Below are 14,540 nucleotides of genomic sequence, written 5' to 3'. Positions count from 1 at the left end.
AACAGCAATACATTCACCCAAGCTTTTGCGTACAAAGAACAGGAACATCGAGTTCTTACAGTATCTTGCGTCTGCATAAAGCACTTAAAAGTGTACGTTTATCGGTGATCAACTCCCCTCATGCAATTTGCATGGCAGTAACTCATCAGGAGCTTTCCTTATGTTCAGCGAGAAAATAAGTGTCCCAGAAGTTTCGTTGCTTCCAACCCTGCCTGCCCAACTCCCGCTGCCGAAATTTCAGCTTGATCAAACATTGAAGTTTGGCAAAGTCCCTTCAGGCGACTTCGGACGTGTGGTTGGTTATGTGTATGCCGCTAGCGCTACCGTACAGGCAACTGGATACCATTACTTGCTCTTACTCGACCCGCAAAGCGATTCACGTAAGGAACTAGGAATTTTGTGTGACTGGCTATTTGAGGATGATGCCTTACTAATGATGTAGCCATTTCTAAATGGTCAATTCACTCAACAAGGAACAGGCTTGCAACAAAGACAGGAATAGCCAATGTACCCAACGCAGCACCAGTGGACGTTACTCGAAGCCTATAAGCATTACCCCACACCCCTTTCTCCTCTTGAGTTTTTGCAAATCTATGATGAATTGTCTTATGGGGAGTTGGCAGTTATCTTAGGTCTGTCGGTTAGCAGTGTGGAACATTTTTTCTGTGATCGCACGGCGACTGGCTATCGGGAATGTGCGGAAAAACACTGCCGCAAGTTAGCAGAGATTCATGTGCTATGGAAAAATGCTCACCAATTGACACCGGAGCAGATTCGACAATGGTGTCAAGAGCCAGGAACTAGATTTTAGGCTAACAGCGAACCCGATCAGCAAGAGACAGTCGATTTATAACGTTAAAGCCATTGAGCTAATGCCTTGTTAGCGCTAGCTTTCGTTGAGGTGTGCAGATTTGAATCACTCAGATCTACCTCAAATGACTCAGAACTGGTTAGCCGTCAAATTTTAGCTATATATCGGGTTTGTATCTAAGACGTGAAAAACTGAACTTTACAAGGAGCAGGGTTGAGGTCAGTTCTGTTCACGAATTATATAGAAATACTACAGGCGAAGAGCTGTACTTACTATTTTTAACTATTTGTGTCAAACTATTTTTACTTGGCGAGACTAACGTCTGACTCTTGATTGAGTGGATGCAAATTATCCCTGTTCTGTCACTTTTGGGAAATTTGAGGAGTTTACGTTGTCTCTGCCCACGAAAATTCTTCAATCTTTCACCTCAGTTTGACAAAAGAGGGTTATAGCAGTCGCCAAAGCTGTTAGGACAAGTTGGCAATAGATGCCTTAAACAGCACCTTTGTGAATTGTTGTCCTAAGATTTTTGACTATTGCTATATTTCCAAACTTGTGGAATTCTGCCGAAACTTTTGGCAGGTAATTCTTCTATGTTTTAGATTTAAAAATCTAGAAATAGAGGAAATATTCTGTTGCAATAACAGAAGTTCTTCAAGGCTATATCAAGGCAGAGCGGTAATTGGAGGAAGAGGAAACGAGGCACAACAACCCGACTAGTTAATCGTCAAAGGAGCCGTTGATGAAGCCAGATTCTATAACAGAGCAAGACAAGCACACCCTAGCGTCCTTGTTTTACAAATGGGAGAAGCATATTCAAAACCCCAATCTATCAAAGTACCTGAGAATTGCTTTCAAGCTTTATGTTTTAGAAGTTTTAGGGTTCAAAACTAGAGACATGAAGCCAAACGAATTTGCTAAGCTTTGTGACAATTTGACGCTACAAAAGTTGATGGAACACTTGGAGAAATTTACTGAAAAAAACTCCAGTAAGGAGGAAAATCTAGAGATTTCTCCCCCATCGCCGAAAGAAAATTTAAAAGCTTGTCTACTTAATGCCTTTGACCAAGAGTTTGAAGCGGCAGTAGCATTAGGACGGGTTCAACGAAGTACCAAACATAACTATCGCTCGGCTGTAGGGCGATTTGGTGAGTACTTACCCCAACAGATTTGGTGGAAAGAACTGTTTCCGCAACAAATGCCTCAATTCATTCCACCGCGTCCAAAGAAAGTGGAAAAAGAAACTCGCCCACAAGGAGAGGATTATGGGCTACCTCTAGAAAAGTTTCCTCCTCACCTAATTAAGCAACTTGAGGAGTATAAAGAGTTCCGCCTAACGGGAGGTAAAAAAGTAAGAACGGAAGCTAGCTGGAGAAGTAAACAGCAGTATAAAAAACCTAAAATAACAACAATTAATGAACTAACTCTTAAAAAAGAGTTAGGTGGTATTACCCGTTTCTTTGGCTGGTGTGTTCATATTGAAGGTCACTCAAGCGAAACACTGAAGTTGGACTTAATAACGGATATAGAACTTTTAGAATACTACCTTTCTTGGTTAGTTGAAGAACGAAAATGCTATCATTCAAGCGGTGTAATGATGCTTGGTGTTGCTATTGCTGTTGCTAAGTGGCTCAATTACAACAAATCCGAACGACGTAACTGGTCAGATATTGACCTAATTATGGAATTACAAGGTTTTCAAAGCTATTGTAGCGAGGAGTATAAAAATGAGAGAAGGCAATACTTGCAGTCAAAGTGGGAGAAGAAGGAATTAACCCATAGTCAATTAAGAGAAGTAATTCAATATTTGCGGGATTGCTGTGCGGAGAATTCTGGTAGAGTCAGTCGTCTCACTGGAAAACGTGTAAAAAATGAAAAACGCTCCACCTTAGCAATTGTTTGGAGCTGGGAAATCTACCTCATCGTCAAAATCTTGGTCTTCTTACCTGTAAGACAACAAGAGATAAGGCAATTTAAACTTGGAGAAACTTTATTCCGAAAAATAGATGAAAAAGGCCATCCCTATTATGAAGCCAAAATTACTCAACACAAAAACAAGAGTAGGACGGGTAGGGATCGAAAATACAAGCTGCCAAGTATTCTTACGGCTGATTTAGATGCTTGGGTTGACATTTGGCGACCAAAAGCTGTTGAGGCAGTACAAACTTTAGAAAATTGGTTGGAGTTTTTTAATCATGAGATAGAGGATGTTGAGCGGCTCCAACAACGCATTGAGATGGCTAAACAGGGATATACCGAGACAAAAGTGAAGGACATACAGAAGTACATAGAAAACTTAGAAACAGGGTTGCTTGGTCTGGAACACCGAATTGAGGCTTGGTCTTCTGCCAAAGCTAATTTAGAAGAACACAATAGCTTGTTTTTTATGATAGGAAAGAGCCATCCTCAGAGCTTTGGAAAGCCTTTCACGATAATCGATTTGTGGTCACTAGTTACGGGAGCTATTGCCAAAGCCACAACAGCCTTATATGGCGTGCCGTACTACACTCATCCTCATGCACTTCGTCATATTGCTGCCAAGCACATACGTAAGCTTAAAGGTGATACAAAAGCTTTAGCCGAACTGATGGGACACAGCGAGACACAGGGAGACGAATACGCTAAGCAGATTATGACCACATTAGATCGGCTTAATAACTTCTCGGATAACTGGTGGGAAGAAGAGAACGAGAATGAAGATGATTAAAGAACCGGAATTAATTTTTCGATGTTGAAGAAGTCTTGATAAAAAGAACTCTACCTTGAATAGGTAAAGTTCTTTTTATCAAATTGATATATTTTGTTAAAAGTCAGTAACTACTTCTAAAGCTCCTAATTATTTGCTCAACCATTAAAATATTCGTATAATTCAAAATATTATTTTGAATCTAGCTAAAAAAACGAATTTATTCAAAGTAAGTAAAGACGATTTAGCGGAGTTGCTCGTTCTTAACTGGTTGCTAGGTACTAAATTATTTACTGAATGACGAGAGATAACCTATAGCTAATTAATGTAGTTAGTTAATTCGAGTGTGAGGTGCTGGTTTAAAACTAAGAATTTCTGTATAGTATTAGTGAGTGACTAAAACAGCACCAAAGTAAAAAAGTACGAAATTATGCTCTTCATATAAAACTTCATGGAATAGAGTTTTATGTAAACATAAGCGTCAAAAACCTTATAATCCATAGTAGACGGTCGTTTCACGAAACTTACAGCTCCTAGCTTCGTACTTTTTTCAGTACGAACTCGTACTCAATGAGTTTCCGTTGTTTCAGCTCCCTCTCTCTTTTCTGTTTCTTCTGAGTTGAAGCAAAAATAAACAGCTATTTAGTATTGTTACTACTAATCCTTGACAGTCTAGCCAACATTTCACTATTTATTTTTTCATTCAAGGGGATGAAATTTCCGAGTAGCAGAACGATATTCCCAAGCAATACCATCTTGGTCTAATGCCATTGACCACTCACTAAAATCAGGTTTCGACCGTTTATTACTAACAGTTGAAGAAGAGGATTTGAGTCTTTTAGCCAAGGCGGTTCCAGTTAACCCTTTCTTCACAACCTCAGTTGACAATCCTTTAGGTAGCACGAAAGAAGATGGCAGTGATGTCCTGTCTGCTGGCTTGAACTCTATTTGATTAGGTTGAGTTAGTACAGAGGAGGTTGTAGTACTTAATTGTTGAAGTGTTGTGTTCGGTTCGTTGGCTAGTTTAGCTAGTGCGTCGCGCAGGTACTCATACTTTAAAGATAAAACGGCTACTTTCATCTCCAAACTGATTTCATCTTTATTGGTACAGTTTCTCGATTTTTCCAAACCAACAGGAAGCAAAACCCCTTGTGCTTTTATCCCAAAGTAGTCGCAAAGAACTATTTCTACAGCTCGTGACAAAGATTGAATGCCATGCTCCTGCTTGAACTCGGCTAAACGCTCATAAACGGGAGTATGTAAATAGGCAAGAACTTGAGGTTTATTGGTAGCCATTGTTTGAAGTCGGCAGGAATTAACTGGCTACCTTAAACAATGCCTCTGCGTGTGTAATAAGACCAATCTTTCCTGTCATGACAACAGGCTTACGCAATAGCCCTTGACAATTTATCTTTTGCACTTAGAGAAAAGCCATCAAGCTTGAGTAGCTAGCTATCAGGAGAACCTACTCAAAGCGAACGATCCTGTCAATCCCTCTCATCAAAATCCTGTCAGGAGAACAGGCGTTCGATTAGTAGCATCTTCAGCTTTTGAGATGGCTTTATCGTTAGTAAAAGATTCTTTGTCTAAGCCTTCTCTTTGAGTTGATAGCTGCAACACTATACCTAGTTTTATGACCTTTATCTTTACTCCTAACGGTAATCAACCTCCCACTACTGTCGAGATTATCGACGACCATATCCTGATTCGTGACCTAGAAATCCGTCATCCAGAAGCAGCACAATACTTGAGACAACTCCCTTACTTACAACAAGAAGCGGCTCTTGTAGGGATTTTTGAGATGGGTTTTGCCTGCCGACAATTTGTTCAAGCCCGTCAAGATACAGCCTTTGTCGAACAACGGATGCAATCTCTATTGGTTGAATTTCAACAAGCCGTCAGAGGAATTGCCCAGTCCTTCGAGCAGGAGTTGGTGAGTCAAATCGGTGCGGAAAATGGTCAAGTCTTGGCACCTCTTAAGACCCAGATAGACCAGACAGCAACTGTCCTTACCATGCAGGTCGATAGTATCCGAACTCTCCTAGCACAAGATATCGATCCTTCTAAGGAAACTTCTGTTCTTGGTAACGCTCTTAAAACTATTCGGGATTTACTCAACCCGAAACTTTCTGATTCGATTCAAGGTGCATTCGACACAGCCATAAAGAATGTGAGTACAGACAAGGGGACTTTAGCTCAAACGGTAAGCAGTGTTGTCAGTGAAGCCGTCAAACCTTTAGCAGAGGAAGTAGACAAACTTGCTCGTGAGATTCGAGACAAAGCCGTTACGGCATCAGTACTAGAGCAAACGCTTGCCAAAGGTAACACTTATGAAGAAGCTGTTGTTGTGGAACTTCAGGATTGGTCAAAGGTCTGTGGAGCTGAAGTACATTATGTCGCTAAAGAAAACCGACCGGGTGATATTCTCCTCAAGCTCACTGCCAACTCGATAGCGACAATAGAGATTTCCATCATCATTGAAGCGAGAAACCGCCCTTCTGAACGTTGGGGTCGGCAATTGATTTCCAAGCGCTTAACCAAAGCAATGGCGATACATCAAGCAAATACAGCAATTTTCCTGAGTTCCTCTCAAGAGGGATTGGCGCAGGAAATCGGTATATGGGCATTGGGAGAATGTGAGTATGGAATCTGGGTAGCGACCACACACGAGCTACTTGCCGTTGCGATTCAGTTCCTTATCGTGCGACAGCAATTAGCCACCCAACAAGCGTTCAACTCGAAACTTGATGCTAGAGCAATAGAAGCTCAGATGCAGCAAATACAGTCATCGTTGAATTACATCAATCAAATCAATACACACGTAACGCAGTTACAACAACAAGCGGAGGGGATTCGGACGAAAGCTAAAGCAATGAGAGCGGAAATTAAGAGTGCGCTAGTCTTAACTAGTGAAGCTCTTAGTGCTGTTAAGAATGAAGGTTAAAGCGATGTTTAAGAAAACTTGGCTTAGTGTTCCCCACTAAAGAGGGTGGGGAACAGGTGAAAGGCGATCGCTAAACAGCAAAGCCTTTAGTCATTGCTACCACTACCATTACCTGGATAACGATTTTCCAAATATTGCAAAAGGCGTTCAAGGTTCTGTTGCATAATATTGAACCGTTCCTCACAGGCTAATATTCTCTCCCGCTCACCATCCAAATTTTCAAGAAGCTGTTAACGGGACTTAAACAAATATCAAGCCCAAACAAAGCCTAAACTAGCTTTGGGACTTAGATAAAAACTGAGGCAAAAATGGCTTCAAACCCAGACTGGGAAATTCATTCAGCTCAAAATGCATAAATCTAGTATTCATACCAAATCCGGGTTGACTACCCCCTTTATCAGGAAGGATAATCTCCCTCAATGCGATCGCAAAAATGGAAGTAGCTCAAACCCCGTTGACAAACAAGGTTAAAAGTTATTAATTCTCAATAAATAAAGTTTCTTGAAAAGAAAAAAACACACTGTCATGAACTTCTTTGTACAGAAGCTGTAATCCGAGTAAGAGTATGAAGTTAACACACAGCTAGAGGCTTAATTGCCTATTAAGTGTGTTCAATTATCCAGTCTCTAACGCTTCTGGATCAGGCCACCAATGATAGTTAGTAAGTGCTTGTACCTTAGAGGGCATTTGTGAGACGATACAACAGCGTTCGGCTAGAACTTGTTCTAATTCATCAAGTGTTTCAAAGCTCTTGTTAGCTAAAGGTTCATCTGACAGTTGCCACAGCCGTTCAGCCGGTTGCCACTCCGGAGAATAAGCAGGCAGAGGTTCCAGATATATCCCTTCTGGTACAATCACTTTCTCGCTCATGTGCCATCCCGCTCGGTCAATGACTAACAAGATAATTTTGTTTTTTCCTGTCCCGATAGCTTTGGCAAAAGACTCTAAAACTAAGTTGAACCAATCAATGTTAACTCTAGGGATAATGAACCACTCGGTTTGCCCAGTTTTGGGATGTACAAAACAAAAAAGATATAACCATTCATAGCGGTGATAGACAGTAGCTATGGGTCTTTCTCCTATCGGTGCCCAGACTCGACGCAGAATCGGTTTGAGTCCTACACGATGTTCATCGAATGACCAGACTTCTATGACCGCATCCGGAAATTTTTGTTGCAGTTCTCTAACTCTTTCGTGCAGTTTTTTTTAAACTCTTGTTGTGCTTCTGGGTCGGCTTTAGCGTGACGAGGACGTGGTCTTTGAGCAGAATAACGACATTTCTTTAGGTAGTCCCATCCTCTTTGAGACCAAACTTTCTCTCGCCCTGTCTTTTTGGCAATCCAATCGGCTACCTTCGGTCCAGTCCAGATGCCTTTGTCTTCTGGTTGCTGTTTTAGGCTTGAACGTAATTCTTCTAGTTGCTCAGTATTAAGCAAGGCGTGGGATGGGGGGGCTGTGCGCTGACGGCGGCGATTTGCGATCGCCACTTCCCCTTGTTGATTGTATGCCTTGACTATGTCCTTGGCGTAATCATAGTTCAATCCTACGGCAAGAGATGCTTGCTGGATTGTCCACTGTTTTGACACTAACCACAGTAGATGCCAACGACGTGATTCAACTCGATCTGAGCAACAGAGGTAGCGGGCTTTCAGTTCGCTGCTTGTCAGGTAAGGTTGGAGATGCGCTTTTTTGACCATGTCTCCAGTTCGCGATCGCCTTTTTGAAGATTATCCTTCCTAATAAAAGGGGTAGTCAACTCGGATTTGGTATCACAAGGGTTTCAGACGTTTTTAGAGCATTGACCTTTTTCCCTTAGCCAGAAAGCTTTTCAGCCCCTTTAGGGGCGAGAAAATGTCTAAGTACCAATAGGTGAGGTGTGAGCGCTTTGTGCCAAACAACGGAACGGGTGAGAAGTCTCGTTAAGGTTAAGATGGTGGACGCTCTTTTCAAGCAACACTCTAGATGACAGCAGCAGTCAAGGTTCAGCCTCAAGGTTTCAGCGTACAGTATCCAAAAACTCACTGGCGAGTAAGCTTTGTTGAGGATACGGCTGGTAAGTTCCGATTTCTGCTCTCTAGTGAGAACTTCAAGTTTGAGCCACGCGACCGTTACCGCTACTCAAATCATGATGCAGCTAGACGTGCTGCCCATTGTTTTCTGGAACTGCTGAAACGTCTGGAACGCTCACGAATGAAGCTAAGCATTTTGGCAGAAATCGGATTGCTGAAATTTCCACAATCTCCTTACCGCTGTTGTGAGCTTTGGCTTGTGATTGACCGTGAGCGTTATACCTGGGAGATAGTGACAGATAGTGGTCATTGCTTTCGGTCACAACGTTGGTATAAGCAAGTGGATACGGCGCTCACAAAGGCTAAAGCACATATTGATCGGGAAATCGCAATTTCTCAAATCAAGGAGGTAGTTGGATGGGTGTAAGCTTGAGGAAATCTCCCACTATCAGTCGTCAGGCTTATCCTTACGAACTATATTCCCAAAATCATCCATTCTTTAAAATTAAAACCATCTTTATCGCCATATTTTTGCTTCAGTAATAAGGTTATAAAGGAAGCTCAAACTGAACGGGTTTCAGATTATTTTGTATTATTAATGGGACTTAGACATTTTCTGGTTCCTAAAAGGGCTGAAAACGCCTCTTAGCAAGGGAAAGAGGTCAATGCCCCTCTTGGTGGAGAATGTTTCGGCTTTTAATGCTGGGAAAGAGAATATTGCAAAACTTGAAAATGCAGCACTCAAGTATCTGGAACGGAGTGAGGTAGATGAGAAGTTAAATACACTTGCCAAGATCTTGATAGAGCGCTCAACAACACTTTGATTCACAGGACGATGCTATGAGACACCCCTTTCAGAGTTTTTCAACTGGAACTTCGAGTGTTCTGCTGCCAGTGCTGGTTGGAGCTACTCTGTTTCTGATGTGGAAGCTGAGCAAGATTGGCAAGCCTTTGAATATCCAGGATGTCGTCCCTAATGGGATTATCTCGCTTGAGTTTGCAGGTAGCTCGGCGAATGCCAAGGCTATTGTAAAGGCTTGGCGCGCTAAAAATTTTCTGGAACAAGCTCAGAAGCTCCAATGGATTGATTTCCTGTTTATGGCGGTTTACTCTACGGCTTTGAGTTTGGGCTGTATTTGGGCGACGAAGTTGTTGCCTAATTTTGATGCAGATTGGATCGGCACAGGAGTTGTTATTGGCTGGGGGCAATGGGTTGCCGCTCTATTAGATGCGAGCGAAAACCTGACCCTGTTTCCTTTTCTATATGGTGAGGTAAAGGATAGTTTACCCTTGGCTCAAGTAGCAGCCATCTGTGCAGTTTTCAAATTTAGTCTTATCTTTACGGGGTTGCTGTATGTCTTGGCTTCTATTGTGATTAAGTTGATTCTGAGCATCTAGTCAACATACACATGAGCTATGAGTGGTTGCTCCTGCGGAAGGCAAGCTTGTAAAGGATTAGGTTTGTGGTAGCCCAAACCAGGGGGTGTTGGGAGTATTAATCAAGTACAGTGGAGAGCAGTAAGATGCAGGCTTTAAAGTTAGTTTTACTATTCAAGATCCTCTTGACGTTTGTCTTCTGGAGTTTGCCGCTGCTTGTGTTCCCTCCATCTTGGTTGATGGCGATAGGATTTCTCCATCCAGGGGCTGCGATCGTTTTTATACGATTACTGGGAGCCGCTTATTTTACGTTGGGTATGGGGTATGTTCTAGGTTATCGTGACCTTGGTGAAGGTAAGGATATTGGTAATGTTGTAACGGTCGGGATTATTAGCAATGGTTTGGCGTGCATTATTCTACTGATCTTCGGAATGCTGGGTAGGTGGAATGATTGGGGAATGTTGGCACAAGCTTTCATGTGTGGTTCAGCAGTGGCAACTGGCTTAATTACCTTAGGGTTGATTATTACAGGTAGTTTGAAAGATATGTCTGACAATCGCCTAGTATAAAACATTCAGCCAACCACAGGGCGGCAAAACATTGGGAAACGATAGACTAACTTAACATTGCCAGCCAATTACAACGAGATTGAAAAGGGAATATTCTGTCTATAGCTAGCTTCTCTTTTGACTAACATTGGCTAATCTTTCCATTGAGTACAGGACTTAATTTTTGAGGTTATAAATATGCCACCAGTTCGAGAATTGTCCGAGAACACAAAGAGAGAAATTAGAGAATCTTCAGATGAATTTTTCTTTGAATTGCGTAAGAGTAACTTTCCCAGTGCTCTAACTGGTATTGCTGAGGGAGATTCTTGGTTTGATTACGCTCCTTCCTGGTTAGAAGATGCAACTAAAGGAGACCTAATTAACCAGATTAATCTCTCAAGAAAATTTAATCTCTTGAGAGTTGCTAGAGCAGGAGACACCCTGGAGAACATGGTTTACGGTACAAAGTATGACAAGGACTATCGACCCGAAAAGAGTCAATTTGAGAAAACGCTTGAGTTGATTCGTAGACATCAGCCCAAGTTCTTCTTATTCTCTGGTGGTGGCAATGACGTAGCTGGAGCAGAACTTGAATCCTTCTTAAATCACGCCAATTCTGGACTGGAGCTTCTTCGTAAAAGCCACCTAGACTATATTTTGGGTAAAATATTCCCAAAAATTTTTGAAGATCTGATTACTAAGACCACAGAAGCTGCACCTGATATCCATATCTTTTTACATGGTTATGGTTATGCTATTCCAGACGGTAGAGCTGTTGCTAGAGTAGCAGGCTTTGATTTTGTTGGGCCTTGGCTTCGACCTGCGTTTGCTAGAAAGCGAATCAATGAAGTGACCAAAGCACAGGAAATTATTCGCACTCTAATTGATAGCTTCAACGATATGCTTGCTGAAATAGCATCCCAGTACAACAACGTTCATTACATTGACTTACGAGCAATAATTAAGGATGGAGATTGGGCAAATGAACTGCATCTAACCGTGAAAGGTTACGAGAAGGTTGCCCAAAAATTTATTCAGGAGATTAACCTAGTCTTTTGAGACAGACTTAGGAGAGTATTTTCTCGTCAACGCCAACAAAATTTTTGGAATTTTAGCCAACGGGATTAATGAATCAATGGCAGCATAATAACTCTCCTAAATCCCTCAATCTAAAATCTCGATGCTTCACCCCGACTTAGAAGAAGCCCTAGAACTCGAAACCCTTACCCTCTTTGGACAACTCGGCTACACCACCTGTTGGATTCCGCAACTTCCCGACAGGGGGAGAGGAAAAATCCAGTGGTTTACAGGACTTTTGCAAGTTTTAAGGGTGGTCACCACTGATATTACTCAGATGACCACCCTACCCAGTGCCAAAAAAGGCTTATCTTCCTATGCTATCGCCCCGCACCCCCAATCGGGGACGATTTTTGGGTTGTCAGAAGCTTAATTAAAGGCACTTTATTTAAATGGCTCCAACTAGACAAGATTTGGTAAAGACACACAGAATCAATTCAGCCGTTTACTCAAAGCTTGCTTACTCCAGTTCGTACCTCGACTAGTTAGTAATCCTTGAGAATTCAAAGTCTCAGCAATCTTACTGAGGCTGATTCCTTGTGCTTTCAATTCGCGTGCTATGGCGATCGCTTCTTCAGTTAACTTTCTAGCTTTATTAGCCCTTGCCTCTCTGCCTACCTTGCCGAGCTGCACACCCTGTTTTTTTCTTTCAGCTAGTGCTGCCTTAGTACGCTCTGAGATCAGCCGTCTCTCTTCCTGTGCTAGGGAGGCAATGATGTTGATTTCAAATTCGTTGGCATTAGGGCGATCGGCAATGATCAGCCTTGGATGAGACGGGTTATTTAGGTAACGGCTGATGTAAAAGACCTGGCGACTTAATCGATCAAGCTTAGCAATGAGCAACGAGGCACCGTTATCTTGAGCTAGTGTTACCGCCTTGACAAACTCGGTTCGCTCGTTGGGGTCGATCAAGCCGCTGACGATCTCTTGAAACACTCCTAGGCTTGATAGACTATCTGACTCGATTAACCTCTGACAGGATGCTAGTTGTGCCTCTAATCCTAATCCAGATTTACTTTGCTCCTCAGTCAAAACTCTCAGGTAAACAACCACAGCTTTCGGATTAGCCAAAATCTTCTTTTTCATCCGTCAACTTCTAACGGTATGCCTGATTGTGACAGTTGAGAGGTTATTTCGTCAACTGGTAACGCCCCCAAGAAAAACCTGCATAGATCACTTCGCTCCTCCTGCTCTTGCTATCTACTACGTTGAAATGCAAGTTGGTATCAGTACTTAGGCGGAACTAAGGACAATATTTGAGATCAGCTCCAGAGATATAACCCATCACAGGTTCTGAAATCGGTACCCAGCCATTTTCGCCACGATTCACAATTGTGACACGTTGTCTATTAGCTAATGTTCCAATGATTGGGCTGCTAATTGAGGCCTCTTCCCGGACACGAATACTACCCGTCACTCCAACTTGGCGGCAGTTATCTAATAAGGTCGCTGTTTCAGAAGGGGGTACTGGTTGTTCACATAAATTGAGATAAGCTCCAAACACATAACCTTGCCGAGGGGATGAAATCGTTACCCAACCGTTGCTGCCAGTATTTTCGATACTGACAAGGCTTTTGTCAGTTAATGAGCCGATAATAGTACCACCAGGGCTTGAGCGGACATTCAGATTGCTGCTGCGAGTGTCAACCCGGCGACAGTTGTCCGAGGCTTGTGCCAGTTTATATTCAGCCTGGTTTTGGACTGATGTTTGACTTGGGGCAGAGGGCTGAATTTCCAGTGGCGTAGCTGTACTAGCGACTGTAGAGGAAACGGGAAAAGCCGTCCAAACAAGCGCAATTGAGGCTGTCACCGCCACAGATGTTTGCCAATCAATCATCTGTTTCATGATAAAAACTCCTAAACGTTCACAAGGTATCAATGGAATATATGTGCAATGATTTGAAATCTATTGCTCTTTAACATTCTTTTAAAAAAGATTGAAAAGCTTGTACCAAATTGATTACCTAACATCCAATTCTGGTACATATTTTTATCAAGAACAAGATATAGTCAGAGCTTAAATGCCAAGTTAAATAATTTGTTATAGATCTGTTTCTAATAAGCTTTAAGTGTTTAAATGATATTTATATTAGATGATTTATATTTAATATAAACGGTAGTTTCACTGGAACTAAACGCTAGTTTATTCCATAAAGCACTATCAATAATTACTTTTAAATAGCTAATCATCCAACTGTAGTATATTAACTCCAAATCAAGCTTTAACCAAAGCGTCCGCTCACATAGTCTTTAGTCGCTTCCTGTTGCGGATTTTGGAAAATTATTTCGGTTGGGCCGTACTCAACCAGATAGCCCATTTTTCCTCCCTTTTCTGTTTCCTGGGCATTGAAAAAGGCAGTTATATCGGCTATCCGTGTTGCTTGCTGCATATTGTGAGTAACAATCACAATGCTGTACTGCTCTTTGAGTTGGTGCATTAACTCTTCAACTTTGAGCGTCGAGATCGGGTCGAGGGAGGCACAGGGTTCATCCATCAGAACAACATCAGGATTGGTTGCGATCGCACGAGCAATGCACAGACGTTGCTGTTGTCCGCCCGATAGGGACAAGCCATTTGTTTTTAGCTTATCTTTGACTTCATCCCACAAAGCCGCTCGTCGCAATGATGTTTCTACCAATTCATCCAGATTGCCTTTATGACCAGTAACTCGTAGTCCATAAGCGATATTGTCATAAATTGATTTTGGGAAGGGGTTCGGCTTTTGGAAGACCATCCCAATCCGGCGCCGTACCTCTACTGGATCGATGCTTTTATCGTAGAGGTTTTGATGGCGATAATAAACTTTGCCATTAATATGAAATCCCTCAATTAAATCATTGAGGCGGTTAAAGCAGCGGATTAAGGTGCTTTTGCCACAACCGGAAGGACCGATTAAGGCAGTAATGCGGTTTTTAGGGATTTCTATAAAAACACCTTGAACAGCTTTGAAATCGCCGTAATAAATATCAAGGTTTTCTGTTCGCAAAACTGTTTCAGTTGAATTGGAAGTTAGCTGATTATGGCTGGCAGCTTGCTGATTAGAAGACATAAGAGTTGAGGTAGAGTTTTAAGTGGGTATCAGAAAAG

The 14,540-nt window shown here is 42.1% G+C and carries 16 protein-coding genes; 10 read left to right on the top strand and 6 right to left on the bottom strand.

Going from position 1 to position 14,540, the window contains the following annotated elements:
- Positions 1-160 precede the first annotated feature (160 nt).
- The 3 genes from AC5JL3_RS15810 (at position 161) to AC5JL3_RS15800 (ending at position 3,518) form a co-directional block, all read left to right on the top strand.
- Entirely contained in the window at positions 161-442 is a 282-nt protein-coding gene (locus tag AC5JL3_RS15810; protein ID WP_496075386.1) for a hypothetical protein, read from the top strand.
- 63 nt (positions 443-505) lie between these two features.
- Positions 506-811: a hypothetical protein gene (locus AC5JL3_RS15805; RefSeq protein ID WP_496075385.1), complete on the top strand. Its 306-nt coding sequence runs from the start codon at positions 506-508 to the stop codon at positions 809-811.
- Between the two features lie 742 nt (positions 812-1,553).
- Positions 1,554-3,518, top strand: a complete 1,965-nt coding sequence (locus AC5JL3_RS15800) for a hypothetical protein (protein WP_496075384.1) — start codon at positions 1,554-1,556, stop codon at positions 3,516-3,518.
- A gap of 678 nt (positions 3,519-4,196) precedes the next feature.
- Here the strand turns inward: AC5JL3_RS15800 and AC5JL3_RS15795 are convergent.
- Complete coding sequence (locus AC5JL3_RS15795; protein ID WP_496075383.1) at positions 4,197-4,793, bottom strand: hypothetical protein; 597 nt, start codon at positions 4,791-4,793, stop codon at positions 4,197-4,199.
- 337 nt (positions 4,794-5,130) lie between these two features.
- Between AC5JL3_RS15795 and AC5JL3_RS15790 the strand changes: the two genes are divergently transcribed.
- Positions 5,131-6,441, top strand: a complete 1,311-nt coding sequence (locus AC5JL3_RS15790) for a hypothetical protein (protein WP_496075382.1) — start codon at positions 5,131-5,133, stop codon at positions 6,439-6,441.
- Positions 6,442-7,056: 615 nt separating this feature from the next.
- On the opposite strand, the gene AC5JL3_RS15785 is transcribed toward AC5JL3_RS15790, so the two are convergent.
- Both AC5JL3_RS15785 and AC5JL3_RS15780 read right to left on the bottom strand, forming a co-directional pair.
- Positions 7,057-7,593, bottom strand: coding sequence for an IS630 family transposase (locus AC5JL3_RS15785; protein WP_496075405.1), 537 nt, complete (start codon positions 7,591-7,593; stop codon positions 7,057-7,059).
- Complete coding sequence (locus AC5JL3_RS15780; RefSeq protein WP_496075381.1) at positions 7,590-8,138, bottom strand: winged helix-turn-helix domain-containing protein; 549 nt, start codon at positions 8,136-8,138, stop codon at positions 7,590-7,592. The genes AC5JL3_RS15785 and AC5JL3_RS15780 overlap by 4 nt, the downstream gene beginning before the upstream one ends.
- A 265-nt stretch (positions 8,139-8,403) precedes the next feature.
- Between AC5JL3_RS15780 and AC5JL3_RS15775 the strand changes: the two genes are divergently transcribed.
- From AC5JL3_RS15775 to AC5JL3_RS15750, 6 genes are all read left to right on the top strand, one after another.
- A complete protein-coding gene (locus AC5JL3_RS15775) occupies positions 8,404-8,877 on the top strand; it encodes a hypothetical protein (RefSeq protein WP_496075380.1) in 474 nt (157 codons plus the stop codon).
- A 238-nt stretch (positions 8,878-9,115) separates the two neighbouring features.
- Entirely contained in the window at positions 9,116-9,274 is a 159-nt protein-coding gene (locus AC5JL3_RS15770; RefSeq protein ID WP_496075379.1) for a hypothetical protein, read from the top strand.
- A gap of 16 nt (positions 9,275-9,290) precedes the next feature.
- Positions 9,291-9,848, top strand: coding sequence for a hypothetical protein (locus AC5JL3_RS15765; RefSeq protein ID WP_496075378.1), 558 nt, complete (start codon positions 9,291-9,293; stop codon positions 9,846-9,848).
- Positions 9,849-9,973: 125 nt separating this feature from the next.
- Complete coding sequence (locus tag AC5JL3_RS15760) at positions 9,974-10,396, top strand: hypothetical protein (protein ID WP_496075377.1); 423 nt, start codon at positions 9,974-9,976, stop codon at positions 10,394-10,396.
- 177 nt (positions 10,397-10,573) lie between these two features.
- Positions 10,574-11,434: an SGNH/GDSL hydrolase family protein gene (locus AC5JL3_RS15755; protein ID WP_496075376.1), complete on the top strand. Its 861-nt coding sequence runs from the start codon at positions 10,574-10,576 to the stop codon at positions 11,432-11,434.
- 121 nt (positions 11,435-11,555) lie between these two features.
- Entirely contained in the window at positions 11,556-11,825 is a 270-nt protein-coding gene (locus AC5JL3_RS15750; protein ID WP_496075375.1) for a hypothetical protein, read from the top strand.
- Between the two features lie 59 nt (positions 11,826-11,884).
- On the opposite strand, the gene AC5JL3_RS15745 is transcribed toward AC5JL3_RS15750, so the two are convergent.
- From AC5JL3_RS15745 to pstB, 3 genes are all read right to left on the bottom strand, one after another.
- Positions 11,885-12,538, bottom strand: a complete 654-nt coding sequence (locus AC5JL3_RS15745; RefSeq protein WP_496075374.1) for a recombinase family protein — start codon at positions 12,536-12,538, stop codon at positions 11,885-11,887.
- Positions 12,539-12,695: 157 nt separating this feature from the next.
- Complete coding sequence (locus tag AC5JL3_RS15740) at positions 12,696-13,298, bottom strand: SH3 domain-containing protein (protein ID WP_496075373.1); 603 nt, start codon at positions 13,296-13,298, stop codon at positions 12,696-12,698.
- Positions 13,299-13,674: 376 nt separating this feature from the next.
- Positions 13,675-14,502 (bottom strand): phosphate ABC transporter ATP-binding protein PstB, encoded by an 828-nt coding sequence (pstB, locus tag AC5JL3_RS15735; RefSeq protein WP_496075372.1) that lies wholly within the window; start codon positions 14,500-14,502, stop codon positions 13,675-13,677.
- Between the last annotated feature and the right edge of the window lie 38 nt (positions 14,503-14,540).

The sequence above is a fragment of the Symplocastrum torsivum genome, from assembly GCF_059505465.1.
This window is presented reverse-complemented; position numbering and strand designations above follow the sequence as displayed.